Here is a 24,804-nt window from a genome sequence, read left to right as displayed (position 1 = left end):
CGTGTCGTTGACAGACTTCTTCCTCCGCAGGCCGCCCGAATTCGAGATCTTCCCCATCGAGCCGGAGGACCGCGGGGTGATCGCGAGCCTGCACAAGGCGCGCTTTGCCCGCGCCTGGAGCGACGGTGAGTTCCATTCGCTTTTGTCGCAGGACACCGTGTTCGGCTTCATCGCCTGGCAGACCAACGCGTCCGGCCGTCCCTCCGGCGGGTTCGTGCTGGCGCGCGCGGCGGCCGGCGAGGCGGAGATCCTGACGATCGGCGTCGATGTCAGGTTCGAGCGTGCCGGGCTCGGCTGGCGGCTGATGCAGGCGGCCCTGCGCGAGGCCCGCATGCGCGGCGCCGAGGAGATCTTCCTCGAGGTCGACGAGGGCAATCTTGCAGCGCTCAGGCTCTACGAGAAGCTCGGCTTTGCCAAGGTCGGAGAGCGCAAGGCCTATTACGAGCAGGCCGGTCGCCGGTCCACGGCGCTTGTCATGCGGCGCGATCTTCGCTAGTCCCCTTCTGGCAGGGCCGCATGTTCGGTTGCGAACCCTGGACGTGCTTGCGACGGGACCGGGACGACATGACGGAAGTGGAAAAAACGCTGGAGGAGCTTTGCGTCGAGCGCGGCATGCGCATGACCGAGCAGCGACGCGTGATCGCCCGCGTTCTGGAGAGCTCCGCCGATCACCCGGACGTGGAAGAGCTCTATCGCCGCTCCGCCGATGTCGATCCGCGCATCTCGATCTCCACGGTCTACCGCACCGTCAAGCTGTTCGAGGACGCCGGTATCATCGAGCGCCATGACTTTCGCGACGGCCGCTCGCGCTACGAGACTGTTCCGGAAGAGCATCACGATCACCTGATCGACCTGAAGACGGGCACCGTCATCGAGTTCCATTCGCCCGAGATCGAGGCGCTGCAGGAAAAGATCGCCCGCGAGCATGGCTTCCGGCTGGTCGATCACCGCCTCGAGCTCTACGGCGTGCCGCTGAAGAAGGAGGGCGAGTAGGGCGGTCGCATCATGCCATCGCCTGCTTGCAGGATCTGATTGATCGCCTGGCTCCGCATCGTCCTTGTCCTCCTCTGTCTTGCGATCGTGACGCTGGCCCTGCTGCCGGCCCAGCTTCTCTGCCTCCGCTTCGATCTGAAGCCCCGCCGCCGCATTCCGCGGCTCTGGCATCGCGCGGCTTGCGCGCTGCTCGGGCTGAAAGTGCGCGTGCACGGGGCGCTGGAGAAGCGCCGGCCGCTGATGCTCGTTGCGAACCACGCTTCCTGGCAGGACATTCTCGTGCTCGGCGCGATCGCCGACGTCGTCTACATCGCCAAGTCCGAGGTCCGCGACTGGCCGGTGTTCGGCCTGCTGGCGCGCCTGCAGGCCTCGATCTTCGTCGTGCGCGAGGAGAAGCGCAAGACCGGCGAGCAGGTGGGCGAGATCGCCCGGCGGATGGCGGACGGCGAGATCGTGGTGCTGTTTCCGGAAGGCACGACCTCGGATGGAAACCGGCTGCTGGAGGTCAAGACCTCGCTGTTCGGCGCAGCGTCCACCGCGGCGACCCAGGTGCCGGGCGGGACGGTCTTCATCCAGCCCCTCTCGATCGCCTATACCGGGATCCACGGCATGGCGATGGGGCGCTATCACCGGCCGATCGTCGCCTGGCCCGGCGACATCGAGATGCTGCCGCACCTGCTCGGCATCCTGAAGGAAGGCGCCTTCGAGATCGACGTCGATTTCGGCGAGATGATCCCCTACGATGCGGCCGGCAATCGCAAGGCGCTGAGCCGCGAGGTGGAGCGGCGCATTCGCGCGATGCTGGGCGACAGGCTGCGCGCCCGGTGAGCGGAGCCGCCGAAACCGGCCCGTTCGGCGATGCGCGATCGACAGGGCTTCAATTCCCGGGCTTTTTCGACTAAAGACCCGCCCATGACAGACCAGATTTCCGCAATCGACGAGGCCTCGCAGCCGGCACCTGTTTCACGCAACAGCCGAAAGGTGTTCGTGAAGACCTATGGCTGCCAGATGAACGTCTACGACAGCGAGCGCATGACGGACGCGCTGTCGAAGGACGGCTACGAGCCGACGACGACGCTGGAGGACGCCGACCTCGTGCTCCTCAACACCTGTCACATTCGCGAGAAGGCGGCGGAGAAGGTCTACTCCGAACTCGGGCGCCTGCGCGACATGAAGAAGGCGCGGGCCAAGGACGGTCGCGAATTCGTGATCGGCGTCACCGGCTGCGTCGCCCAGGCCGAGGGCAGCGAGATCCTGCGCCGGGCGCCGGCTGTCGACCTCGTGATCGGCCCGCAGACCTATCATCGCCTCCCCGAGGCGCTCAGGCGCGCCAAGGAGGGCGAGCGCGTCGTCGATACGGACTATGCGATCGAGGACAAGTTCGAGCATCTGCCGGCCCCGAGGAAGGCGCAGTCGCGTGCCCGCGGCGTCGCCGCGTTCCTGACCGTGCAGGAAGGCTGCGACAAGTTCTGCACCTTCTGCGTCGTGCCCTACACCCGCGGCTCCGAGGTCTCCCGGCCGCTTTCCCAGATCGTGGCGGAGGCCGAGCGTTTGGTCGATGCGGGCGTGCGCGAGATCACGCTGCTCGGCCAGAACGTCAACGCCTGGCATGGCGAAGGCGGAGACGGCGCGGAGATGGGGCTCGGTGCCCTCCTGGCCCGCCTGTCGGAGATCGAGGGGCTGGCCCGCATCCGCTACACCACCAGCCATCCGCGCGACATGGACGAGGGGCTGATCGCTGCTCACCGCGACCTGCCGAAGCTGATGCCCTACCTGCACCTGCCGGTGCAGTCCGGATCCGATCGGATCCTGAAGGCGATGAACCGGCGCCATACGGCCGCCGACTATGTCGCCCTGATCGAACGCATCCGCGCCGTCCAGCCGGATCTCGCCATTTCCGGCGACTTCATCGTCGGCTTCCCCGGCGAGACGGACGAGGACTTCGAAGACACGATGGCACTTGTCCACAAGGTCAGCTATGCGCAGGCCTTCTCCTTCAAATACTCGATCCGGCCGGGTACGCCGGGTGCGGAGATGGACGGACACGTTGCCGAGGGTGTAAAGTCCGAGCGCCTCGAGAGGCTGCAGGCGCTGCTGTTCGAGCAGCAGAGAGCTTTCGCTGCAGGATGCGTTGGCAAGGAGATCGATCTTCTGCTCGAAAAACCGGGCCGGATGCCCGGCCAGCTCGTCGGACGATCGCCTTGGCTGCACCCTGTTAATGTTGATGCAAACGGCTCCGAAATCGGTGACATTATAAGGGTACGAATCACCGGTGCCGGCCCGAACAGCCTTTTCGCCGAGGCGATTGGTTGAGGGGCGGACAGCAAGGGAGCGTTGCCGCTTGAACGGACACGAATTGATGACGACATCGCCGCGCCAGTCGAAACCGCCTGCGACAGACGCAAATCACTTCGTGCTCACCTTCGAAAACAACCGATACGCAAGCGAACTCTTCGGTCAGTTCGACCAGAACCTGAAGCTTCTGGAACAGCGGCTGCAGGTCGAGGCGCGGCCCCGCGGCAACTCGGTCTCCATTAGCGGCGACATCGTGGCGACCAACCAGGCCCGCCGCGCGCTCGACTATCTCTACGGACGGCTGCAGAGCGGCGGCTCGGTTGAGCTCTCCGACGTCGAAGGCGCGATCCGCATGGCCGTTGCCGCCGATGACCAGCTCCTGCTGCCGACCATGGAGCGCAAGGCCAAGCTGACCATGTCGCAGATCTCCACCCGCAAGAAGACGATCGTCGCCCGCACGCCGACGCAGGATGCCTATATCCGCGCAATGGAGCGCTCCGAGCTCGTCTTCGGTGTCGGGCCCGCCGGTACCGGCAAGACCTATCTCGCCGTCGCCTATGCGGCGCAACTCCTGGAGCGCGGTGCGGTCGACCGGATCGTGCTGTCGCGACCGGCGGTCGAGGCGGGCGAGCGGCTCGGCTTCCTGCCCGGCGACATGAAGGAGAAGGTCGACCCCTACCTGCGGCCGCTCTACGATGCGCTCTATGACATGATGCCGGGCGACAAGGTCGAACGCGCCATCACCGCCGGTGTCATCGAGATCGCTCCGCTCGCCTTCATGCGCGGGCGGACGCTGGCCAATGCCGCCGTCATCCTCGACGAGGCGCAGAACACGACCTCGATGCAGATGAAGATGTTCCTCACCCGCCTCGGCGAGAACGGCCGCATGATCGTCACCGGCGACCCGAGCCAGATCGATTTGCCGCGCGGCATGAAATCCGGCTTGGTCGAAGCGTTGCAGATCCTGCGCGGCGTCGAGGGCGTTTCGGTGGTGCGGTTCAAGGACGTCGACGTCGTCCGTCATCCGATGGTGGCGCGGATCGTTCGGGCCTACGAATCCCAGAGCGCCGTTCAGGACGAAAGCGAGCATATGGACCGCTGAGGCGGCCCTGCCCAAGGATCGATGAGCGAAATCGAGATACAGATCAGCGTCGAGGCGGGTCCCTGGCCCGCCGAGAAGACGCTCCTCTCCATGAGCGAGCGCGTCATCGGCGCAGCCGCGCGTCATCTCGCGCGCGAAGAGGGGCAGCCCCTGCCGGACACGCCGGCCGAACTGTCGCTGCTCTTCACCGACGACGCCTCGATCCGCGCGATCAATGCCGAATGGCGCGGGCAGGACAAGCCGACCAACGTGCTGTCCTTCCCCGCCTTTCCGGTCCAGCCGGGCGACATGCCGGGCCCGATGCTCGGCGATATCATCCTGGCGCACGAGACGCTGGTGCGCGAGGCGGCCGAAATGGGCAAGCCGTTCGAGGAGCACCTGACGCATCTTTTGGTGCATGGATTTCTGCACCTCTTCGGTTATGATCATATGGAAACCGACGAGGCCGAAGAAATGGAAGGGCTGGAGACTCGCATTTTGGGCGAGCTTGGCCTATCTGATCCGTACGGGGACGACCCGGTTTGACAGTTTGGAACGATGAGCGATTTGAGATCACAGCCGCTTTCGGCTGATACCAACGAGGCCGACGCCTCGGAACAGGACGACGGGGGCAGTACGCCCAGGCCGGAACCGCAGGCGAGTCCGGCAAGGAATTTCTGGTCACGCGCGATGCGCTTCTTCAGAAGCAGCGATGCGTCGTCGCTTCGCCACGACCTGGCCGAAGCGTTGAGGACCCCGGCCCCCGAAGGGGATGCTGCCTTCTCGCCCGAGGAACGGGCGATGCTTCACAACATTCTCCGTTTCCGCGAGGTCCGGGTCGAGGACGTGATGGTTCCGCGTGCCGACATCGAGGCGGTGGAGCAGGAGATCACCATCGGCGAGTTGATGATGATCTTCGAGGAATCCGGCCATTCGCGCATGCCGGTCTATTGCGATAGCCTCGACGATCCGCGCGGCATGGTCCACATCCGCGACCTTCTCGCCTATGTCACCAAGCAGGCGCGCAACAAGCGGCGCAACGGCGCGAAGGCCGCCGCCTCCTCCAGGGTGGCGATCAGCGGCAAATCGACAGCCGGTGCCAAGGCGACGAACGGCGTTGCCGCGGCCGTGGCGGGCGACAAGCCGGCAAAGACGCCGAAGCCTGAGTTTGACCTTGCCCGGATCGACCTGACCAAGACGGTCGTCGAGGCCGGCATCATCCGCCCCGTTCTGTTCGTGCCGCCCTCCATGCTGGCCTCCGACCTGATGGGACGGATGCAGGCGACGCGCACGCAGATGGCGCTGGTGATCGACGAATACGGCGGCACCGACGGTCTGGCTTCGCTCGAGGACATCGTCGAGATGGTCGTGGGCAACATCGAGGACGAGCACGACGACGACCAGGCGATGATCACGCGCGTTTCGGACGACGTCTTCATCGCCGATGCGCGTGCCGAACTCGAGGAGCTTGCCGAGACGGTCGGCCGCGACTTCGACATTCGCGAGCAGCTCGAGGATGCCGACACGCTGGGCGGCCTGATCTTCGGTTCGCTCGGCCGCATTCCGGTGCGCGGCGAGGTCGTGCAGGCGCTGCCGGGGTTCGAGTTCCACGTGCTCGATGCCGATCCCAGGCGCGTCAAGCGCGTGCGCATCACCCGCAAGCGCTCGTCGCCCACGCGAAGGCGTCTGGCGCGGCCGGAAGGCGAGGGGCAGCTTCCGCCGCCCCAGGAGCACGTGCTCACCGAGGACGGCAAGACTGAAGGCAACGCCTGAGGGCGGCAGGCGCCGGCCGGGTGGCCGGCGCTTTCCCGGTGCCGTTTCGACATCCCCGGCATTCACCCGACGGCGCGCGACAAGCGCTGTTTTTTTTGAAAGACTTGCCACGCTGATTCGCGATGGTTCGAGAGAGGCGGGATGACACGTCTGGCGGGGAGGGTGATGCTGTTGTCCGGTTGGAGCCGGGCGCTGACGGCATTCCTGGCGGGCCTGTTCGGCGTGTTGGCGCTGCAGCCCTTCGGCTTCTTTGCCGCCCTGTTCGTTTCCTTTCCTATCCTGGTCTGGCTGATCGACGGCGCCAGCGGTGATCCCGACGCGGGCTTCGTCCGCAGGCTCGCGCCGGCATTCCGCGTCGGCTGGTGCTTCGGCTTCGGCTATTTCCTGGGAAGCCTCTGGTGGCTCGGCAACGCGCTGCTCGTCGATGCGGAGGCGTTCGCCTGGGCACTGCCGCTGGCGGTGGTCGGCCTGCCCGCCGTCCTGGCCATCTACTACGGCCTTGCCGCCGCACTGGCGCGGATGTTCTGGTCGGACGGCGTCGGGCGCATCCTCGCGCTGGCCGCGGCCTTCGGCCTTGCCGAATGGTTGCGTTCGTTCCTGTTTACGGGTTTCCCCTGGAATGCCGTCGGTTACGGCGCCATGCCGATCCCGCTGATGATGCAGCCGGCGCGCATCATAGGCGTCGCCGGCATGAACGTGCTGGCGGTGTTCGTCTTCGCAGCCCCGGCGCTCCTGTGGACGGGACGGGGCAAGCGGATCGGACTGTCGATCGCCGGGCTGCTTCTGGCGTTGCAGGCAGGCTACGGTTTCTATGCGCTTCGGATAGTGCCCGACCCTGCCGATACCGACGTGACCGTCCGCCTCGTGCAGCCCAACATCGACCAGGCCGGCAAGTGGGACGACGCCAATCGCGTGGCGATCTTCGAAAAGCACCTGGCGCTCAGCGGCGCTCCGCCCTCGGGCGAGAAGCGGCCGGACATCATCATCTGGCCGGAGACATCCATTCCCTTCATCCTGACGGACAATCCCGATGCGCTGACGCGGATCGCCGCCGTGCTGGAGGACGATCAGGTGCTGATCGCAGGCGCCGTGCGGACCGAGGACGCGGGCGCCGGCAAGGAGCCGCGCTACTACAACTCCATCTATGCGATCGACGGGACCGGCCAGATCCTGGGCGCGACCGACAAGGTGCATCTCGTGCCCTTCGGCGAATACATGCCGTTCGAGGAACTCTTGAACTCCTGGGGCGTCACCGCCGTCGCCTCGCTGCCGGGCGGCTTTTCGGCAGCGCGCGCGCATCAGGTGCTGGCGCTGCCGTCGAACCGCTCGTTCTACCCGATGGTCTGCTACGAGGCGATCTTTCCCGACGAGATCGAGGCCGCCGCCTATTCGACCGATGCCCTGCTGAACGTCACCAACGACGCATGGTTCGGCGACACCCCGGGGCCCTACCAGCATTTCCATCAGGCGCAGGTGCGTTCGGTGGAGACGGGGCTGCCGCTGGTACGGGTGGCCAATACCGGGATTTCAGCCGTCGTGGACGCAAAAGGCACGATTGTATTAGGGCTTCCTTATAATATGGAAGGCTTTGTCGATGCAACCATACCGGGAAAACGTCCTGCAATTCATGACAGTGTGTCACGAAACCTGTGGTTTTGGTCCGCAGTTGCAATTTTTTTCGGAATAGGGGCGTTTTCTCGCATTGGTTTTATCCGGCATGCGAATTGACCAAAAACCCCTAAAATTGCATAGTGGCGAATACCGGCATTTTATAAGTATTATAAAGTCCGAAAAGGTCTCGAATACAACGTGACGTTAAGGCTTATGATAGATGCCGGGTAAATGGGGCCATTTCGTGCGTTAGGACAACAGCAATGATGGAAAACAAAAAGAAGCCGAACCCGATCGACATTCACGTCGGTAGCCGGATCCGCCTTCGCCGGACCATGCTTGGCATGAGCCAGGAAAAATTGGGCGAAAATTTGGGGATCACCTTCCAGCAGATCCAGAAATACGAAAAAGGCACCAACCGGGTCGGCGCGAGCCGCCTGCAGAACATCTCCAGCATACTCAACGTGCCGGTTTCGTTTTTCTTCGAGGATGCGCCGGGGGAAAATACCGGAAACCAGCCGGGAATGGCCGAAGCGTCCAGCTCGAACTACGTGGTCGACTTCCTCTCCTCTTCGGAGGGGCTGCAACTCAACCGGTCCTTCGTCAAGATCAGCGATCCCAAGGTGCGCCGCAAGCTCGTGGATCTCGTGAAGGCGCTCGCTGCCGAGGCGGAAGAATAGACGCTCGCCTCGACGGAAAAACTTACGCAAGAAAACGGCTCCTTCGGGAGCCGTTTTCTTTTGGTGGGCTCTCAAGAGGAATAATCGCATATAAAGATATGTTTATGTCGTTCTGCGCTTGTTTTTCGGCGCCGAACTGACTAATACGGAACCATCTTCATTGAGGGGAATCCCGTATGCGCAGCAATTATCTCTTCACCAGCGAGTCCGTGGCCGAAGGGCATCCCGACAAGGTTTGCGATCGCATTTCCGACGAGATCGTCGATCTGGTCTACCGCGAGGCCGCCAAGACCAAGTACGATCCCTGGACGGTTCGGATCGCCTGCGAGACGCTGGCGACCACCAACCGCGTCGTGATCGCCGGTGAGGTGCGCCTGCCGCCGAGCCTTCTGAAGAAGGACAAGGACGGCAACGACGTCATCAACCCCTCGAAGTTCAAGTCCGCGGCGCGCAAGGCGATCCGCGACATCGGCTACGAGCAGAGCGGCTTCCACTGGAAGAGCGCCAAGATCGACGTGCTGCTGCATGCCCAGTCTGCCGACATCGCGCAGGGCGTCGACAGCGCCGCCGACCAGCAGGGCGACGAGGGCGCGGGCGACCAGGGCATCATGTTCGGCTATGCCTGCCGCGAGACGGCGGAACTCATGCCGGCGCCGATCTACTACTCCCACCGTATCCTGCAACTGCTCGCCGACGCCCGCAAGAGCGGCAATGGCGAAGTCGCCAAGCTCGGCCCCGACGCCAAGAGCCAGGTGACGGTGAAATATGTCGACGGCAAGCCCGCCGAGGTCACCTCGATCGTGCTTTCCACCCAGCATCTCGACGGCAGCTGGGATTCCAGGAAGGTTCGCGAGGTGGTCGAGCCCTATATTCGCGAGGCGCTGGCCGACATCAAGATCGCCGGCGACTGCAACTGGTACATCAATCCCACGGGCAAGTTCGTCATCGGCGGCCCGGACGGCGATGCCGGCCTGACCGGCCGCAAGATCATCGTCGACACCTATGGCGGTGCCGCTCCCCATGGCGGCGGTGCCTTCTCGGGCAAGGACACGACCAAGGTCGACCGTTCGGCCGCCTATGCCGCACGTTACCTGGCCAAGAACGTCGTCGCGGCGAGCCTTGCCGACCGCTGCACGATCCAGCTGTCCTATGCCATCGGCGTGGCCCAGCCGCTGTCGATCTATGTCGACCTTCACGGCACCGGCAAGGTGACCGAGGACGAGGTCGAGGCCGCGATCCGCAAGGTCATGGACCTGTCGCCCTCCGGGATTCGCCGTCACCTCGACCTGAACCGACCGATCTATTCCAAGACCTCGGCCTACGGTCATTTCGGCCGCAAGGCCGGTCGCGACGGTTCGTTCTCCTGGGAGAAGCTCGATCTCGTCAAGCCGCTGAAGGAAGCGCTGAAGGCGGAGACGGCCAAGGCGGCCTGATCGGCCTTTACGGACCCTGTTCGAAGACTGTAAAGCGGGTGCCTCCCAAGGGAGACGCCCGCTTTTATCGTGAGAGACCCGCCATGACAGAACTGCCGCACCCGACCCGCGCCACGGAAGCCTTTTTCGGACGCCGCAAGGGCAAGCCGCTTCGCGAGGCCCAGGCGCGCCGGCTCGACGAGGTTCTGCCGACGCTGGCTCTCGACCTGTCGCAGCCGGCGCCGGAAAGGCTCGCCGGCCTCTTTTCCGTCGACACGCAGCGGATCCGGTTGGAGATCGGTTTCGGCGGCGGCGAGCACCTGATCCATCGTGCGCTCGAGAACCCGCAGACCGGCTTCATCGGCGTGGAGCCCTTCGTCAATTCCATGGCGAAGCTCGTGGGGCGGATCGAGGAGACCGGTGCGCGCAACATCCGCCTTTACGACAATGATGCGATGCAGGTTCTGGACTGGCTGCCGCCGGCCTCCATTGACCAGATCGACCTGCTCTATCCCGATCCGTGGCCGAAGAAGAAGCACTGGAAACGTCGCTTCGTATCGGCGACCAGCCTCGATCGTTTTGCAAGGGTGCTCAAGCCCGGCGGGCTCTTCTGCTTCGCGTCCGACATCGACACCTACGTCAACTGGACGCTGGGCCATTGCGCGGCCCACCCCGCATTCGAATGGACCGCCGACAATGCCGCCGACTGGCTGACGCCTTTCGCCGGCTGGCCGGGCACGCGCTACGAGGCCAAGGCCAGGCGCGAAGGTCGCAGCTCGGCCTATCTGACCTTCAGGCGGGCCTGAGCCCGCCAGGGTTCTCGGTCAGTGCAGGCTGACGGTGCGGAGTTCGTCCTCGGCCGCCTTGTAGAAGGTGCTGGAACGGTTGTCCGTCAGAAGAATGGGCGTGCCGTCGGCACCGAAGAGCGCCCAGAGGTCGAGGCTGGGATCGATATCCGGCGCTTCCGGGAAGCAGCGCGAAACCTCGTCGGCGCGCATCTTGCGGATATAGCCCACTTCGCCCGCGCCCAGATGGGCGAGGTCCGCCTTGGTGACTTGAGGGGTGATGGCTTTCAGTCCCATGTTTGCCTCCTGGCAATATGCCGGATTGGTTACCGGCCTGCCGGATGCCCGCTGTCGATATGACCCGTCGGTGCATCCGGAAAATATCCGTATGTGGGTGAAGCTCCGGCGGGTGTTCCCGCAGGAACGGCACTTGGCCTAGTCTGGTACGGAAATGTTAATTTTCCTTACCATGCGTTCAGGTTCGGGCCGGGCAAGGTCGATGGCGAGAAGGCCGTTGCGAAGCTCGGCGCCCAGCACCCGCATGCCGTCGGCAAGGACGAACATGCGCTGGAACTGCCGCGCGGCAATGCCCCGGTAGAGGTAGTCCCGCTCATCCGTGTCGGTCTGGCGACCGCGCACGATCAGCTGGTTCTCCTCCGTCGTCACCTCGAGCTCCTCTTCCGAAAACCCGGCCACCGCGAGTGTGATGCGGAGCCGTTCCGGGGAGCCGGAAGCGCCATCGGCGCGAATGCGTTCGATGTTGTAGGGCGGGTAGCCGTCATTGCCCTTGGCGATCCGCTCGAGGGTTTTCTCCATGGCGTCGAAGCCGAGAAGGAGTGGGCTGGCGAAAGGCGTAATCCGGCTCATGTCGTTAGTCCTTGGTTTCAAGCGACTTGTTGCGGGACCCGCATTCGGCATCCCTGCATGAGCCAATATGGGTGTTGCGCTGCACCCGTGCAAGACGCTTGCGAAGTGACGTCCGGCAAATATAGTCGCCGTTTCGCCGCGTTCTGCCGGCGCGACAACACGATTCGGAGATGTGAAGGCCCATGTCGCAACCCAGAAAGATCATCATCGACACCGACCCGGGCCAGGACGACGCCGCAGCGATCATGCTGGCCTTCGGCAGCGTCGATGAATTGGAGGTGCTGGGCATCACCACCGTCGCCGGCAACGTTCCCCTGAGCCTGACCGCGCGCAATGCCCGCATCCTCTGCGAACTCTGCGGGCGGACGGACGTCAAGGTCTTCGCGGGCGCCGACGCGCCGCTCCGCCGTCCCCTCGTCACCGCCGAACACGTCCACGGCAAGACCGGCCTCGACGGCCCGGACCTCGAAGAGCCGACCATGGTGCTGCAGGACATGCACGCGGTGGATTTCATCGTCGAGACGATCCGCAGCGAGCCGCCCGGTTCGGTGACGCTGTGCACGCTCGGCCCCCTAACCAACGTCGCGCTCGCCCTGGAGAAGGCGCCGGACCTGGCAGGCCGCATCGCCGGGATCGTCATGATGGGCGGAGGCTTCTTCGAGGGCGGCAACATCACGCCGGCCGCGGAGTTCAACGTCTATGTCGACCCGGAGGCGGCCGATGCGGTGTTCCGCTCCGGCGTCCCGATCGTCATGATGCCGCTCGATGTTACCCACAAGGTCCTCACCCATCGAAGCCGGGTGGAGAAGCTGCGCGCGATCGGCACGCCGCCCGCCCGCGCCCTCGTCGCCATGCTGGAATTCTTCGAGCGCTTCGACGTCGAGAAGTACGGTTCCGACGGCGGGCCGCTGCACGATCCGACCGTGATCGCCTATCTGCTGCGACCGGAACTGTTCGCCGGCCGCGCCTGCAATGTCGAAATCGAGACGGCATCGCCGCTGACAACGGGCATGACCGTCGTGGACTGGTGGAACGTCACCGGCCGACCTCAAAATGCGACGGTCATGCGCGAGGTTGACGCAGACGGCTTCTTCGACCTGCTGACGGAGCGCGTGGCGCGTCTCTGATACGGAAAACGGCGCCGCAGGGGCGGCGCCGTTCGCTTGTCCTATGCTCCGTTCCGGGCTCAGAACTCTTCCCAGGCGTCCTGTGCAAGGGCCGTATTGCCGGCGACCTGCGGGACCGCGCGGGAAGGAGAAGCAGGACGGTAGGCAGCCGCGCGGGGCGCCGCTGCGGCAGGTGCCGCCGCCTGTGCTTGACGTTGTGCCGGCCGCGCGACGGCCGGTTCCTGAGCCCGCCCGGTGCGGAAGCGGGCGACGAGCGACTGCAGCGTGCGCGCCTCCTCGTTCAGCGCGACGCTGGCGGCGGTCGTTTCCTCCACCATCGCCGCATTCTGCTGGGTCACCTGGTCCATCTGGTTGACGGCCGAGTTGATCTCCTTCAATCCGACCGCCTGCTCGGAGGCAGACGACGAGATCTGTCGGATCAGGTCGTTGATCTGCATGACCTGCTGGGCGATCTTCTCCAGTGCATTGCCGGTCCGGCCGACGAGATCGACGCCCTCGCGCACCTGCGTTTCCGAGGCGTTGATGAGGGTCTTGATCTCCTTGGCGGCATTCGCCGAGCGCTGTGCCAGTTCCCGCACTTCCTGGGCGACGACGGCGAAGCCCTTGCCGGCCTCGCCCGCCCGCGCCGCCTCGACGCCGGCGTTCAGCGCCAGAAGGTTGGTCTGGAAGGCGATCTCGTCGATCACGCCGATGATGTTGGAGATCTCGCCGGAGGACGTTTCGATGCCCTTCATGGCCGTGATGGCCTTTTGGACGACCTCGCCCGAACGGCCGGCGTCTTCGCTGGCCGAGGCGACCGACTGGGCGGCGACGCGGGCGTTCTCGGCGCTGGAATTGACCTGGGAGGTCAACTGGTCGAGGGCGGCTGCCGTTTCTTCCAGGCTTGCGGCCTGCTGCTCGGTGCGATGCGACAGGTCGGCGGCGCCGTTGGAGATCTCGTTGGTGCCGTTGCCGATATTGGCGACCGACGCGTTGACGGTGCCGATCGTCTCCTCGAGGCTGCCCATGGCGGAGTTGAAGTCGCTCTTGAGCTTTTCGTATTCGCCCGGAAAGTCGCCGGAGAGGCGGAAGGACAGTTCGCCGGCGGAGAGCCGCGAAAGTCCTTCGGCGAGCCGCGAGACGATGTCGCGCTGCAGGGCGCCGGAGGCCTGGCGCTCCGATTCGGCCCGGCTGCGTTCGCTCTCGGTCATCTGCCGCTGGTTCTCCGCATCCGCCTCGAGGCGTCTGGTGTCGGCGAGCTGGTGGCGGAAACCGTCGAGCGCTTTTGCCACCGCGCCGGTCTCGTCCGTGCGCTCCTGGCCACGGACGGGTTCGGCGTATTCCCCGTGGCCCAGCCTGTCGACGTCGGCAACAAGGCTGGCGAGCGGCTTCTGCACGAAGCGGCGGACGGCGAGCCACAGGCCGAGCAGGACGACGCCGAGCACGATCGCGCCGCCGAGAACCATCATGACGGTCTGGGCGCGCACCGGTGCAGCGACCGCCGAATGCGGGATGTCCACGAGGACGGCCCAGGTGGTGTTCACGCCGGGCAATTCGACCGGATAGACGACGCGATCGAACGGCTCCTGGCCGTCGAGGGACAGATTGTCGATGAAGCCCGGCTTTTGCGCACCGAGGGCCTCCTTGACGATGTCGCTGCCGGCGCCGTCATAGTCCTTCATCAGAAGGTCCGGCTGGGGCGGGACGAGCCACTTGCCCGTCTGTGTCAGGACGAGAACGCGGCCGGAGCCGAAGGGGCGCAGCGCGGAGACGCGCTCGGCCAGCGTCGAAAGGCGGACGTCGACGCCGCTGACACCGATCAGCTTGCCGTTGGACAGAACCGGATAGGCGATGGACGCCATCGAGACGTTGTCGCCGGTCGTGCTCTCGGTATAGGGCGGGCTCATGGCGCCCTTGCCGCTCTTGGCCGCGAGCGCGTACCAGCCGCCTTCGTAGTCGGACTCGAAGGTCGAGAAGGTCAGGCCGCCCTCCTTGTTCTTCGTCCAGTAGGGGTTGAAGGTGCCGTCCTTGCTGCCGGCGAAGTCCTTGTTTCCTGCATATTCGGACGCCTTGCCATCGAAGGTGTCCTTTTCCGCAGCGTACCAGCTGCCGAAGGCGAAGTCGTTCGCCTCGACACCGACCCGCAGCATGTCGATGACCGCCTTGCGGTCGAGATACTGGCCCTCGTGTCCCTTGGCGATGATGCCTGCGTTCGAGCGGGCAGCGCTTGCCAGTTCCCCGATGGCGCCGGCGACGTCCTCGGAGATGGCGCGTGCCTCGCTGTTGGCCTCGTTGAGGATCAGCGCTTCGACGCGATCCTTCGACTGCGAGATCAGGATGAAATTCGATGCAAGCAGGACGACGGCGATGGTTCCGCCGGTGACCGCGATCAGCTTCGTCGCGAGCGACTTGGGCCGTATGTTGAACATGAAATCCTCACGAGCTGAGACGTTCGCCGCGCGGGTGCGCGGCGGTGGGACGCAATCGAAATGGGGATGGCTCCATCATGGAGAACGGGACAGGCCGACCGGCTCCCGGGGGGGCGTAACTGACGTTTCGCCAGTTGTCCGTCCAAGCACTTCAAATATCTGCAAGTCATTAATGAACTTGATATGATGCGGCTCGATTTTCAGCCTAGCGCCTCCTTCCGGGAGGGCAGAAATGCCAGATGGACAGCCGTTCGAGGACCGCCCGGATGCGGGGCGAAAACTGGCCTCGTTGCTTGCCGGCGAGAGGATCGGGCAGCCGGTCGTCCTCGCCATCCCGCGTGGCGGCGTCGCCGTCGCCGCCGAGATCGCAGCCGCGCTCGGCGCGGAACTGGACCTCCTGTTCGTGCGCAAGATCGGCGCGCCGTCAAACCCCGAGGTCGCGATCGGGGCGATCGCCGGATGTGGCGAGCCGCAGGTGGTCCTGAACGAGGAATTCGTCGGCTTGAGCGGTGCCACGGTTGCCTATATCGACGCCGAGGCGGCCAGGCAGCGGGCGGAGATCGAGCGCCAGCGCCGGACGTATCGGGGCGACAGGCCGGAGGTTCCGCTTGTGGGCCGTGATGTCATCGTCGTCGACGATGGCGTTGCGACCGGCGCGACGCTGGCGGCGGCGCTGAAGGCGCTGCGGCTGCAGGCGGTTGCCTCCATCACCCTGGCCGTGCCGGTCGGTCCGCCGGAGACCCTCCGGCTGCTGGCGCGCTCGGCCGACCGTATCGCCTGTCTCAGGCAACCGGCCGACTTCCGCGCCGTCAGTTGCCACTATCGCGATTTCGAGCAGGTTTCCGACCGGGAGGTGATCGATCTCATGGCGCGGACCACGACCGATCAGCGATAGAACTACCGCCACGGAAAACGGCCCGCAACGTGCGGGCCGTTCGTCAGGTCGGGTCGACCTGGGCTTAGCGCACCCAGAGGATCTGGCGGCTGCCGCGGTCGACCAGCACCGGACGGTCTTCCACATAGATATAGCCGTAATCCGGGCTTTCCGGGACTGCGACGATGTCGACGTCCTCGGGGACGACAGTGCCGGCTGCGACCGGTCCTTCGAGAACCACCGGGCCGACCGGGTGACGCTCGATGTAGGTGATCGTCGTCTCGGGGATCGGCGGAGCGACGCTGCCGGTCTGCACTTCGTCCACATAGACCACCTGGCGGTCGTCGGTCCGTACGATCACCGGTCGGTTCTCGACATAGACGTAGGAGAAGTCAGGCTGGTCGGGGATCGGCGTCAGCACGACGTCGTCGCGCAGGCGCGTCTCGGTCGTCACCGGCCCGTCGAGCACGACAGGCTCCACCGGGTTCTCCATCACATAGACGCGGGTTTCCTCCGGAACGGCCGAAGCGGCACCGAGCGTCGCACCGGCGACCCCGCCGATCGCGGCGCCAACCGGACCGCCGACCAGCGCGCCCGTCAGGGCGCCGGCTGCACCGCCGGTTGCTGCTGCCGCGCCCGGGTTTTCCTTGCGCTCTTCCGCGTGGGCCATCGAGGCGCCGGCGATCGCGAGCGCAACGCCCGTCATCAGGATCTTGTACATGGGTATCTCCTTCCAATTACCTGGATCTGCGCGTCCCTTCGCCGAACAGAACGTGCCGCGGCGCTTACGGTTCCCGGTGACAGAAAGGAGGCCAGGTAACGAACTGTTACGCGATCACGCTGTCGCGCCGCGCGATTTCAAAGTCCTCCGTGTGGACCTGCAGGCCCTCGGGCGTCAGCACGACGATGCCGTAAGCGCCCGGTTCGTCCACCGAAAGCGAGGGGTTGGGGGTGTCGAAGGGCATGGGCTGCTGGTGCACCGGGCTCTTGAAGATGGAGAAGGGAATGCCGCGATGCGAGCCGCCGATCGTGCGGTGGACGTGCCCGGCGAAGATGTGGCGGACGTTTCCGTGGCGCAACGCCACCTCGTAGAACGCCGCCTCGTTCGTCAGGCGGATCGAGTCCATGCCGGTGAAGCCGGTACGATGCGGCGGGTGGTGCATGAAGAGCAGGACCGGCGCCCTGGATTCCGCGAGCCTCTGGTCCAGCCAGGCGAGGCGCCGGTCGCAGAGCAGTCCGGCGTGGCTGGCCGGATAGTCGTAAGGCGGGGCGAACAGCGTGTCGAGCAGCAGCACCCGGCAGTCGTCGAAGTCTATCGCCTGCTGCACGAAGCCGTCCATGTCGGGGGTGACGTGATCGAAGATGTCCAGGAAGCGCTCGCGATGGTCGTGGTTGCCGATCGTGATCGCGGCCGGCGGCACGAGCGTCGACAGGAGCGTCTTGAGCCTGTGGTAGGAGGCCGTATCGGCACGGTGGGTGAGGTCACCGGTGAAGATCACCCGGTCGGCATCCGCATGATGGCGGTTCACATGGTCGATGCCCTTGCGCAACCGTTCGAACGGGTCGAGGCCGATGATGGTCGTGCCTTCGGGCGTCATGTGCAGGTCGGTGAAGACGATGAGCTTGGTCATGAAAAGGTCCGTGAGGAAAGGTGGCGGCGAAATGTCTCCGGCGGCGATGCAGCGGTCAAGCCCTCAGGGTGACCGGGCATCGATGGGGCGATCGGGGGACTGAGCGGTGCAGGCGATGAAAGCAGTTGGATTGCGCCCCGCCGTGATGTAGCAGGATGGCGATCGACCGTGCTGCAGCGGCGGCGCGGGACAAGAGCGAGTGGAGTGGCGCGATGAGATGGAAACGCACGATCCAGCTTCTGGACGTTCATTGCGAGGGCGAGATCGGCAAGGTCGCGATCGGCGGGGTGCCGAAGATCCCCGGCAATTCGATCGCCGAACAGCTCAACCACATCAACACCGTGGACGACAGCCTGCGCCGGTTTCTCTGCCTGGAGCCGCGCGCCGCCGCGACGGGTTCGGTGAACCTGCTTCTGCCGGCCAAACGCCCCGAGGCCGATGCGGGCTTCATCATCCTCCAGGCCGACCAGGCCCATGCCTCCTCCGGCTCAAACTCGATCTGCGTCACGACGGCGCTGCTCGAGAGCGGCATCGTGGAGATGAAGGAGCCGGAAACGGTGGTCGTGCTCGACACCGCCGCCGGTCTCGTCAAGGCGACGGCGACCTGCCGCGACGGTCGCTGCGAGAAGGTCAGGCTCACCATGGTGCCGTCCTTCGTCCAGGAACTCGATGCCGAAATCGATACGCCCGACTGGGGGCGGATCCGCTTCGACATCAGCTATGGCGGCATCTTCTATGCGCTGGTCGACGTCGAGCAGATCGGCACGACGATCGAGAAGGCCAATGCGCGCAAGCTGGTCGATGCCGGCATGGCGCTGAAGGACCTGATCAACAAGGCCATGCCGGTCGTCCATCCTGAGATCCCGGAGATCAGCGGCATCGCCTATGTGATGTTCCGCGAGCGCGAGGCGGATGGGACGATCCGCACGGCGACCACGATGTGGCCCGGCCGAATCGACCGTTCCCCCTGCGGCACCGGCAATTCCGCCAATCTCGCAACGCTGCACGCGCGCGGGAAGGTCAAGGTGGGCGACACCTTCCGCTCCCGCTCCATCATCGGCTCGCAGTTCGAGGTGGGCCTGGAGGCGGAGACAGAGGTGGCCGGCCGCAAGGCCATCATCCCGACGATCACCGGCCGCGGCTGGACGTTCGGGCTGCATCAGGTGGCGCTGGACCCCACAGACCCGCTGGCGAACGGTTTCGCCATGACCGACACCTGGGGCCCGCAGGCCGGCGAGATCGGCTGACGCCGGGCGAGGGCCGCCGCCGCATGGGGGTCAACGTCCCCGTGTCACTGGCCCTTTCAATGTGCGCCGTCGGCCGGCGCGTCCGCTTGCGGGAAATCGGCGACGAGGGCGGCGATCTCGTAGCCGCCGGCGGCGGCCGCGTCGAGCCACTGGGCAGCCTTGCCCGCATCCACAGCCGTGCCGATCCCGTCGCGATAGGACATCCCCAGCGCATAGGCACCGAGCCGGTCGCCGGCCTCCGCCGATCGCCGGTAGAGTGCATGGGCTGCGGCAAGTTCGCCCTTCTTCTGCAGAAGCTGCCCGTAGCGCACCATGGCGACCGTGTGGCCGCCTTCGGCCGCTTCGCGGTAGAGGTTCTCCGCCGCAAGCCCCTGGCCGCCCTGCTCCAGTGCGCGGGCGAGCTGGAAGGCGATGCGGGTGCCGCCGCCGGCATTGTAGGCTTCGCGGCAGGCCGAGAGCGCCACGCCGATTGCGATCTGGCCGTCCTCGACCGTCGGGAAGGCCGGATTGCGGCTGCTGTCGTGCCGGCTCGCGGCGGCGGCATCGCATTGGTCTTCGATCGAGAGCCCGGATGCACCGGCAGGTACCGTCGCGATCAACGTTGTCGCGATGAAGAAAACAATCCCGGCCGTTCTCGTTCTGGTGCTACGCAAGATCCGTCTCCCTTACCTGTGCGCAGGATAAACGTCGCTTAAGCGCGAGTTTGTTCCCGAGGGGACAGGCCCATATCCTTGTCACAGGGCGAAGAGGTTCATCATGCAGGAAGTCAGGTCGGCCGGGTCGCAGTTGCTGCCGAAGATGAAATCGAGCGCTACCGCGGCCGCGCGAGCAGGGCGTCGCCGACAGATCGCGGGCCCAGGGGCGCCGCCGCTACTCGTCTTCCGGCTCGGCCACCGAAAGCAGCCTGCCGGTATGGCAGAAGATGATGCCGTCCGTGTTGCGGCGGATGGCGCCGACGTCCTCCAGCGTGAGGATCGAGCGGTTGATCTTGGGCCTGCTCGCGCCGACGATGCTGGCGATATCCGTCTGGCTGAGCGCGAGCTGGAGATTGGCGCTTTCCGGCAGCTCGTTGCCGTGGATGTTGCGCAGCATGGCGAGGAAGAAGCGCGCCACGCGCGAATCCAGGTCGTAGAGCGCGATCGTTTCCAGTTGCTCGGTCGTCTCGCGCAGCTTGGTGCAGAGATAGTGGATGATCGACTGGTAGGATTGCGCGTTGCGGGTCAGCACTTCGAGGAAATCGCGCTTGCTGATCACGTATCCCTCGGTCGCGATCATGGCCGTGGCGTCCGCCGAACGCGGCTGCCCATCGAGGATCGCCAGTTCGCCGAAGATCGAGCCGGCCTCCAGATGCCTGAGCGTCAGTTCCTTGCCCTGCGGCGTCAGAAGCGAGATCTTGATGCGGCCGGAGATGACCACGATCAGGTAGGTTCCCTCGTCGCCGCGCTGGAACAGCACGGTCCCCGCCTTCCACTTGCGATAGTTCGCAATCGTGGCGAGGTCGGCGATCGTTTCCTTGTTGAAACCTTCGAAGATCGGAAACGAACGCCAGAATGCAGTGCTTCTCGTGACCTCGTTCATGTGCGACGTCCCCGGTTGCCGGGCGAAATCCCGGTGGTCCCCCTACATTGGCGCGCAATTCTTCCCGCACTCGGCTGCTGCTTGCAACAGAAAACTCCGCAAGACAAGTCGGGTGCGGCGATCTATGGTTTCTCGCGAGCCGCGCGCCGAGTCGTTCTGAAATGTTGAACGATGTGTCCACGTTGTGGCGGTCTAGTGTAAACGCAATGATCTGGTAAGAATTCCTGCAACGAAACCCAACTGCCGGAGCCTGCCATGCCTCAGAACGTCGTCGTCCTCGTCGGACGCATTCTCCTTTCCGCCATGTTCATCCTCGCCGGTTATCCCAAGCTGCTCGACCCGTCGGGCACCGCCGGGATGATCGCCGGTGCCGGCCTGCCCGCCGCGACGGCGCTCGCCTACCTCACCGGCCTGTTCGAACTCGTTGCCGGCCTGTTCATCCTCGTCGGCTTCCAGACGAAGATCGCCGCCTATCTCCTCGCCCTCTTCTGCGTGTTCACCGCACTGGTCTTCCATAGCGGCCCGATCAATGTTCCTGATTTCCCGGAAGGCGCAAATGGCCTGCTGACCATGTTCAACGGCCTGATGATGATGAAGAACCTGACGATTGCCGGCGGTTTCCTCGTCCTCGCAGCCTTCGGCCCCGGCTCGATCTCGGTCGACGCCCGCCGCGGTGCGGCCCCCCTCGTCGCCTGAGCATCCCGGCTTTCCTGAACGAGCCTCCCCGGTCCCGCCGGGGAGGCTTTTTTGCGCCCTTCGGCGCGGTCGCCTGCCGGTTCGTCTGGCATCGCGGGCCACTAGCTGCTATGCGCTCAAAAACGCCGAAGGAGAGGTTCCATGTTTTCCAACTCGTTTCCGGATCGCGACACCATGGCGGAACTGCTGGCCCGCATGCTGTGGGAAATCAAGGCAGTCCATTTCCGGCCCGAAGAGCCCTACAAGCTGGCATCCGGCATGGCGAGCCCGGTCTATATCGATTGCCGCAAGCTCTTGTCCTACCCCCGGATCCGCTCGGCCGTGATGGACTTCGCCGCTGCAACGCTCCTGCGTGACGCCGGCTTCGAGCAGTTCGACATGATCGCCGGCGGCGAGACGGCCGGGATCCCGTTCGCAGCCCTTCTGGCCGACCGGCTCGGGCTGCCGATGATCTATGTCCGCAAGAAGCCGAAGGGCCACGGCCGCAATGCGCAGATCGAGGGCGTGATGCCCGAGGGCGCGCGCGTGCTCGTCATCGAGGACCTGACCACCGCCGGCGGTTCGATGTTCACCTTCATCGACGCCGTCCGCGAGGCCGGCGGCGTCGTCGATCACGGCATGGCGCTGTTCTACTACGGCATCTTCACCGAGGCGGAGGCGCGTTTCGCCAACGGCAAGGTCAGGCTTCACCACGTCTCGACCTGGCGCAGCGTGCTCGCCGTCGCCCGCGCGCAGAAACTCTTCGACGAGGCGACGCTCGCCTCCGTCGAGGCCTTCCTCAATGCGCCGCTCCTGTGGTCGGCCGACCACGGCGGGGTGAGCGCGCTGCCGACGTCCTGAGCCGGGCCTTCAGGACAAAAGCTGCTGGCGTTTTTCGGCGCCGTCCATTAAATCGATTGAAAAATCGTTGGAGGATGAGTTCATGATCCTGTGTTGTGGCGAAGCGCTGATCGACATGCTGCCGCGCACCTCGACGCTCGGCGAGGATGCCTACGCGCCCTATGCGGGCGGGGCGATCTTCAACACGGCGATCGCGCTCGGCCGTCTCGGCGTGCCGTCCGCCTTCTTCACCGGCCTGTCGGATGACATGCTCGGCGACGTGCTGCGCCAGGCGCTTGCCGCAAGCCATGTCGACGACAGCCCCTGTGCCATTCTCTCCCGCCCGACCACGGTCGCCTTCGTCAAGCTGGTCGATGGTCAGGCGACCTATGCCTTCTACGACGAGAACACGGCGGGGCGCATGATCGGCACGGAAAACCTGCCGGTTCTCGGCGACGATTGCGAGGCGCTGCACTTCGGCGCGATCAGCCTGATCCCCGAGCCCTGCGGCTCGACCTACGAGGCGCTGCTCATGCGCGAGCACGAAAAGCGCGTCATCTCGCTCGATCCCAACATCCGCCCCGGCTTCATCAAGGACGGGCCGGCCCACCGGGCGCGCATCGAGCGCATGGCCGCCCGCTCCGACATCATCAAGTTCTCCGACGAGGACCTGGAATGGTTCGGCATGCACGGCAGCCATGACGAACTCGCCGCGCAATGGCTGGAGCGCGGCCCCAAGGTCGTGGTCATCACCAAGGGCGCCGACGGCGCCGACGGCTATACGAAGGACTTCAAGGTTTCCGTTACAGGCGAAAGGGTCGCCGTCGTGGATACGATCGGCGCCGGCGACACCTTCGACGCCGGCGTGCTGGCGTCGCTGAAGCGCAACGATCTCCTGACGAAGGAGAAGGTCGCCTCGCTCGGTGAGGCTGGCCTGCGCGACGCCCTGACCCTGGCCGCAAAGGCGGCCGCCGTCACCGTCTCCCGCGCCGGCGCCAACCCGCCCTGGGCCCGCGAAATCGGCCTGTAATCACCAGGTTTGCGCTCGTTTCCTGCCATGCAAATGGCCCCTCACCCTCACCCTCTCCCCGCAAGCGGGGCGACGGGACTGAGACGCTGCGGCAACCACCTTCTCCCCGCTTGCGGGGAGAAGGTGCCGGCAGGCGGATGAGGGGCAGCTCTTACGCAAGCGCGGCTTACTTCGCCGCCTTCAGTAGCGCTGCGACCAGCCCGGCGGTGGACGAATCGTGACCGGCCGCACTCTCCTTGCCTTCCACTACCGGCAGCAGCCCCGTCGCCAGTTCCTTGCCGAGCTCCACGCCCCACTGGTCGAACGAGTTGATGTTGAACAGCGCCCCCTCGACGAAGACGCGGTGTTCGTAGAGGGCGATCAGGCGGCCGAGCGAAAACGGGGTGAGTTCGTCATAGACCATCGTGATCGACGGCCGGTTGCCCGAGAAGACACGGTGCGGTGCAATCCTGTCGGCCTTTACCGCGTCCATGCCCTTGGAGGTCAGCTGCGCCTTGGCTTCGTCGAGCGTGCGTCCCTTCATCAGCGCCTCCGACTGCGCCAGGCAGTTGGCGATCAGCAGTTCGTGCTGGTGGCGCAGGTTCTTCTCGTGGCCGTTGGCGGCGATCATGAACTCGGCCGGGATGACGTCCGTGCCCTGGTGGATCAGCTGGTAGAAGGCGTGCTGGCCATTGGTGCCGGGTTCGCCCCAGACCACCGGCCCGGTCTTGCCTTCGACCGGCGCGCTGTCCATCGTCACCGACTTGCCGTTCGATTCCATGTCGAGCTGCTGCAGGTAGGCCGGGAAGCGCGACAGCCGCTGGTCGTAGGGCAGGATCGCCCGCGAGGGATAGCCGAGGACGTTGCGGTTGTAGTAGCCGATCAGGCCGAGCAGCATCGGGATGTTCTGGCGGAACGGCGCCGCGCGGAAGTGGTTGTCGATCGCATGTCCGCCGGCGAGGAACTCGCCGAACTTCTCCTTGCCGATGGCGATCATCAGCGGCAGGCCGATGGCCGACCAGAGCGAATAGCGCCCGCCGACCCAGTCCCAGAAGCCGAACACCCGTTCCGCGGCGATGCCGAAGGCGGCCACCTTGTCGAGCGCGGTGGAGACGGCACAGAAGTGGTGGCCGACGGCGGCCTCGCCGAGCTTGCCGGCGATGAAGGCGCGCGCGGTTGCGGCATTGGTCATGGTCTCGATCGTGGTGAAGGTCTTCGAGGCGACGATGAAGAGCGTCGTCTCCGCCTCCAGCAGCTTCAGCGTATCGGCGATATGCGCGCCGTCGATGTTGGAGACGAAATGCAGGCGCGGCCCGTCGTGGTAGGGGGCAAGCGCCAGCGTCGCCATCACCGGTCCGAGATCGGAGCCGCCGATGCCGATATTGACGACGTCGGTGATCTTCTTGCCGGTAGCACCCGCAAGCCTGCCCGAGCGGATGCCGTCGGAAAAGGCGCCCATGGCGTCGAGCACGCCGTTCACGTCCGCCATCACGTCGCGTCCATCCACCAGCACCGGCGTGTTCGAGCGGTTGCGAAGGGCGGTGTGCAGCACCGCGCGCTCTTCCGTGATGTTGATCTTTTCGCCGGCGAACATGGCGTCGCGCTTCTTCTCCACGCCCGCTTCGTTCGCCAGCGCCTCGAGCCCGTCGAGCACGCGGGCGTTGACCGCGCATTTGGAAAAGTCGAACAGGAAGTCGTCCAGCGTCACGCTGAAACGGGCGAAGCGTTGCGGATCTGCGGCGAAGGCGGCACGGATGTCCGTGGCGTTGGTGTCCTTCGCGGTGGCTTTCAGCGTTTCGACGAGCGCGTTCATGACAGTCTCCCTGCATCGCAACATGGCTGGTGCGATACCTAGGCGGTTTGCATGACCCGAATCAAGGGCGCCAAGTCGCTTTCAGGCGAAAGCGACCGCATTTCA

The 24,804-nt window shown here is 65.2% G+C and carries 25 protein-coding genes; 17 read left to right on the top strand and 8 right to left on the bottom strand.

The window, feature by feature from the left end:
- Position 1 precedes the first annotated feature (1 nt).
- The 11 genes from LQK81_RS16305 to trmB all read left to right on the top strand — a co-directional run bounded on the left by LQK81_RS16305 (position 2) and on the right by trmB (position 10,651).
- The gene (locus tag LQK81_RS16305) at positions 2–496 is read left to right on the top strand and encodes a GNAT family N-acetyltransferase (protein ID WP_230807416.1); all 495 of its coding nucleotides are present in this window, start codon (positions 2–4) and stop codon (positions 494–496) included.
- A gap of 68 nt (positions 497–564) precedes the next feature.
- Positions 565–993, top strand: a complete 429-nt coding sequence (locus LQK81_RS16300; RefSeq protein ID WP_230807415.1) for a Fur family transcriptional regulator — start codon at positions 565–567, stop codon at positions 991–993.
- A gap of 39 nt (positions 994–1,032) precedes the next feature.
- The gene (locus LQK81_RS16295; RefSeq protein ID WP_230807414.1) at positions 1,033–1,821 is read left to right on the top strand and encodes a lysophospholipid acyltransferase family protein; all 789 of its coding nucleotides are present in this window, start codon (positions 1,033–1,035) and stop codon (positions 1,819–1,821) included.
- Positions 1,822–1,905: 84 nt separating this feature from the next.
- Positions 1,906–3,306 (top strand): tRNA (N6-isopentenyl adenosine(37)-C2)-methylthiotransferase MiaB, encoded by a 1,401-nt coding sequence (gene miaB, locus LQK81_RS16290; protein ID WP_230807413.1) that lies wholly within the window; start codon positions 1,906–1,908, stop codon positions 3,304–3,306.
- A 28-nt stretch (positions 3,307–3,334) separates the two neighbouring features.
- A complete protein-coding gene (locus LQK81_RS16285; RefSeq protein WP_230807412.1) occupies positions 3,335–4,390 on the top strand; it encodes a PhoH family protein in 1,056 nt (351 codons plus the stop codon).
- A gap of 21 nt (positions 4,391–4,411) precedes the next feature.
- Positions 4,412–4,915 (top strand): rRNA maturation RNase YbeY, encoded by a 504-nt coding sequence (gene ybeY, locus LQK81_RS16280; RefSeq protein ID WP_230807411.1) that lies wholly within the window; start codon positions 4,412–4,414, stop codon positions 4,913–4,915.
- A gap of 12 nt (positions 4,916–4,927) precedes the next feature.
- Positions 4,928–6,142, top strand: coding sequence for a hemolysin family protein (locus tag LQK81_RS16275; protein ID WP_230807410.1), 1,215 nt, complete (start codon positions 4,928–4,930; stop codon positions 6,140–6,142).
- Between the two features lie 141 nt (positions 6,143–6,283).
- Entirely contained in the window at positions 6,284–7,870 is a 1,587-nt protein-coding gene (gene lnt, locus LQK81_RS16270; RefSeq protein WP_230807409.1) for an apolipoprotein N-acyltransferase, read from the top strand.
- Positions 7,871–8,016: 146 nt separating this feature from the next.
- Positions 8,017–8,433, top strand: coding sequence for a helix-turn-helix domain-containing protein (locus LQK81_RS16265; RefSeq protein WP_230807408.1), 417 nt, complete (start codon positions 8,017–8,019; stop codon positions 8,431–8,433).
- Between the two features lie 176 nt (positions 8,434–8,609).
- Complete coding sequence (metK, locus tag LQK81_RS16260) at positions 8,610–9,866, top strand: methionine adenosyltransferase (RefSeq protein ID WP_230807407.1); 1,257 nt, start codon at positions 8,610–8,612, stop codon at positions 9,864–9,866.
- An 83-nt stretch (positions 9,867–9,949) separates the two neighbouring features.
- On the top strand, positions 9,950–10,651 hold the full coding sequence (gene trmB / locus LQK81_RS16255) for a tRNA (guanosine(46)-N7)-methyltransferase TrmB (protein WP_230807406.1): 702 nt from the start codon (positions 9,950–9,952) through the stop codon (positions 10,649–10,651).
- Positions 10,652–10,669: 18 nt separating this feature from the next.
- Here trmB and LQK81_RS16250 read toward each other — a convergent pair whose 3' ends face one another.
- Positions 10,670–10,927 (bottom strand): DUF1150 family protein, encoded by a 258-nt coding sequence (locus tag LQK81_RS16250; RefSeq protein ID WP_230807405.1) that lies wholly within the window; start codon positions 10,925–10,927, stop codon positions 10,670–10,672.
- 138 nt (positions 10,928–11,065) lie between these two features.
- Entirely contained in the window at positions 11,066–11,497 is a 432-nt protein-coding gene (locus LQK81_RS16245) for an Hsp20 family protein (RefSeq protein ID WP_230807404.1), read from the bottom strand.
- Between the two features lie 182 nt (positions 11,498–11,679).
- Here LQK81_RS16245 and LQK81_RS16240 point away from each other — a divergent pair, with 182 nt between their 5' ends.
- Entirely contained in the window at positions 11,680–12,624 is a 945-nt protein-coding gene (locus LQK81_RS16240; RefSeq protein ID WP_230807403.1) for a nucleoside hydrolase, read from the top strand.
- Positions 12,625–12,683: 59 nt separating this feature from the next.
- On the opposite strand, the gene LQK81_RS16235 is transcribed toward LQK81_RS16240, so the two are convergent.
- Positions 12,684–15,032 carry a methyl-accepting chemotaxis protein gene (locus LQK81_RS16235; protein ID WP_230807402.1) on the bottom strand — a complete coding sequence of 783 codons (2,349 nt, stop codon included), beginning with the start codon at positions 15,030–15,032 and terminating at the stop codon, positions 12,684–12,686.
- A gap of 232 nt (positions 15,033–15,264) precedes the next feature.
- Between LQK81_RS16235 and LQK81_RS16230 the strand changes: the two genes are divergently transcribed.
- Positions 15,265–15,927: a phosphoribosyltransferase gene (locus LQK81_RS16230; protein WP_230807401.1), complete on the top strand. Its 663-nt coding sequence runs from the start codon at positions 15,265–15,267 to the stop codon at positions 15,925–15,927.
- A 64-nt stretch (positions 15,928–15,991) separates the two neighbouring features.
- On the opposite strand, the gene LQK81_RS16225 is transcribed toward LQK81_RS16230, so the two are convergent.
- Both LQK81_RS16225 and spdA read right to left on the bottom strand, forming a co-directional pair.
- Complete coding sequence (locus LQK81_RS16225) at positions 15,992–16,627, bottom strand: DUF1236 domain-containing protein (protein WP_230807400.1); 636 nt, start codon at positions 16,625–16,627, stop codon at positions 15,992–15,994.
- 106 nt (positions 16,628–16,733) lie between these two features.
- Positions 16,734–17,537 (bottom strand): 2', 3'cyclic nucleotide phosphodiesterase SpdA, encoded by an 804-nt coding sequence (gene spdA / locus LQK81_RS16220; protein WP_230807399.1) that lies wholly within the window; start codon positions 17,535–17,537, stop codon positions 16,734–16,736.
- 212 nt (positions 17,538–17,749) lie between these two features.
- Between spdA and LQK81_RS16215 the strand changes: the two genes are divergently transcribed.
- Positions 17,750–18,784: a proline racemase family protein gene (locus LQK81_RS16215; RefSeq protein ID WP_230807398.1), complete on the top strand. Its 1,035-nt coding sequence runs from the start codon at positions 17,750–17,752 to the stop codon at positions 18,782–18,784.
- A 56-nt stretch (positions 18,785–18,840) separates the two neighbouring features.
- Here the strand turns inward: LQK81_RS16215 and LQK81_RS16210 are convergent, their stop codons facing one another.
- Together LQK81_RS16210 and LQK81_RS16205 are read right to left on the bottom strand one after the other, a co-directional pair.
- Complete coding sequence (locus LQK81_RS16210; protein ID WP_230807397.1) at positions 18,841–19,437, bottom strand: sel1 repeat family protein; 597 nt, start codon at positions 19,435–19,437, stop codon at positions 18,841–18,843.
- 217 nt (positions 19,438–19,654) lie between these two features.
- Positions 19,655–20,362, bottom strand: coding sequence for a Crp/Fnr family transcriptional regulator (locus tag LQK81_RS16205; RefSeq protein ID WP_230807396.1), 708 nt, complete (start codon positions 20,360–20,362; stop codon positions 19,655–19,657).
- A 255-nt stretch (positions 20,363–20,617) separates the two neighbouring features.
- Here LQK81_RS16205 and LQK81_RS16200 point away from each other — a divergent pair, with 255 nt between their 5' ends.
- From LQK81_RS16200 to LQK81_RS16190, 3 genes are all read left to right on the top strand, one after another.
- Positions 20,618–21,058, top strand: coding sequence for a DoxX family protein (locus tag LQK81_RS16200; RefSeq protein ID WP_230807395.1), 441 nt, complete (start codon positions 20,618–20,620; stop codon positions 21,056–21,058).
- Between the two features lie 141 nt (positions 21,059–21,199).
- Complete coding sequence (locus tag LQK81_RS16195; protein WP_230807394.1) at positions 21,200–21,898, top strand: orotate phosphoribosyltransferase; 699 nt, start codon at positions 21,200–21,202, stop codon at positions 21,896–21,898.
- A gap of 82 nt (positions 21,899–21,980) precedes the next feature.
- The gene (locus LQK81_RS16190; RefSeq protein ID WP_230807393.1) at positions 21,981–22,907 is read left to right on the top strand and encodes a carbohydrate kinase family protein; all 927 of its coding nucleotides are present in this window, start codon (positions 21,981–21,983) and stop codon (positions 22,905–22,907) included.
- 166 nt (positions 22,908–23,073) lie between these two features.
- On the opposite strand, the gene pgi is transcribed toward LQK81_RS16190, so the two are convergent.
- Complete coding sequence (gene pgi, locus LQK81_RS16185; RefSeq protein ID WP_230807392.1) at positions 23,074–24,699, bottom strand: glucose-6-phosphate isomerase; 1,626 nt, start codon at positions 24,697–24,699, stop codon at positions 23,074–23,076.
- Positions 24,700–24,804: the final 105 nt, after the last annotated feature.

Source organism: Rhizobium sp. GN54 (assembly GCF_021026345.1).
Taxonomy (GTDB): Bacteria; Pseudomonadota; Alphaproteobacteria; order Rhizobiales; family Rhizobiaceae; genus Mycoplana.
Note: the sequence above shows the minus strand (reverse complement) of the source record. Positions and strands in the feature narration are given on the sequence as shown.

Bases quoted from the DNA above. Each gene is read 5' to 3' on its own strand.
- LQK81_RS16250 (WP_230807405.1), bottom strand. From the start codon at position 10,927: ATGGGACTGAAAGCCATCACCCCTCAAGTCACCAAGGCGGACCTCGCC.
- ybeY (WP_230807411.1), top strand. From the start codon at position 4,412: ATGAGCGAAATCGAGATACAGATCAGCGTCGAGGCGGGTCCCTGGCCC.
- LQK81_RS16230 (WP_230807401.1), top strand. From the start codon at position 15,265: ATGCCAGATGGACAGCCGTTCGAGGACCGCCCGGATGCGGGGCGAAAA.
- LQK81_RS16275 (WP_230807410.1), top strand. From the start codon at position 4,928: ATGAGCGATTTGAGATCACAGCCGCTTTCGGCTGATACCAACGAGGCC.
- trmB (WP_230807406.1), top strand. From the start codon at position 9,950: ATGACAGAACTGCCGCACCCGACCCGCGCCACGGAAGCCTTTTTCGGA.
- LQK81_RS16215 (WP_230807398.1), top strand. From the start codon at position 17,750: ATGAGATGGAAACGCACGATCCAGCTTCTGGACGTTCATTGCGAGGGC.
- LQK81_RS16245 (WP_230807404.1), bottom strand. From the start codon at position 11,497: ATGAGCCGGATTACGCCTTTCGCCAGCCCACTCCTTCTCGGCTTCGAC.
- LQK81_RS16225 (WP_230807400.1), bottom strand. From the start codon at position 16,627: ATGTACAAGATCCTGATGACGGGCGTTGCGCTCGCGATCGCCGGCGCC.
- LQK81_RS16240 (WP_230807403.1), top strand. From the start codon at position 11,680: ATGTCGCAACCCAGAAAGATCATCATCGACACCGACCCGGGCCAGGAC.
- LQK81_RS16205 (WP_230807396.1), bottom strand. From the start codon at position 20,362: ATGAACGAGGTCACGAGAAGCACTGCATTCTGGCGTTCGTTTCCGATC.
- pgi (WP_230807392.1), bottom strand. From the start codon at position 24,699: ATGAACGCGCTCGTCGAAACGCTGAAAGCCACCGCGAAGGACACCAAC.
- miaB (WP_230807413.1), top strand. From the start codon at position 1,906: ATGACAGACCAGATTTCCGCAATCGACGAGGCCTCGCAGCCGGCACCT.
- spdA (WP_230807399.1), bottom strand. From the start codon at position 17,537: ATGACCAAGCTCATCGTCTTCACCGACCTGCACATGACGCCCGAAGGC.
- LQK81_RS16265 (WP_230807408.1), top strand. From the start codon at position 8,017: ATGATGGAAAACAAAAAGAAGCCGAACCCGATCGACATTCACGTCGGT.
- lnt (WP_230807409.1), top strand. From the start codon at position 6,284: ATGACACGTCTGGCGGGGAGGGTGATGCTGTTGTCCGGTTGGAGCCGG.
- LQK81_RS16195 (WP_230807394.1), top strand. From the start codon at position 21,200: ATGTTTTCCAACTCGTTTCCGGATCGCGACACCATGGCGGAACTGCTG.
- LQK81_RS16235 (WP_230807402.1), bottom strand. From the start codon at position 15,032: ATGTTCAACATACGGCCCAAGTCGCTCGCGACGAAGCTGATCGCGGTC.
- metK (WP_230807407.1), top strand. From the start codon at position 8,610: ATGCGCAGCAATTATCTCTTCACCAGCGAGTCCGTGGCCGAAGGGCAT.
- LQK81_RS16190 (WP_230807393.1), top strand. From the start codon at position 21,981: ATGATCCTGTGTTGTGGCGAAGCGCTGATCGACATGCTGCCGCGCACC.
- LQK81_RS16200 (WP_230807395.1), top strand. From the start codon at position 20,618: ATGCCTCAGAACGTCGTCGTCCTCGTCGGACGCATTCTCCTTTCCGCC.
- LQK81_RS16300 (WP_230807415.1), top strand. From the start codon at position 565: ATGACGGAAGTGGAAAAAACGCTGGAGGAGCTTTGCGTCGAGCGCGGC.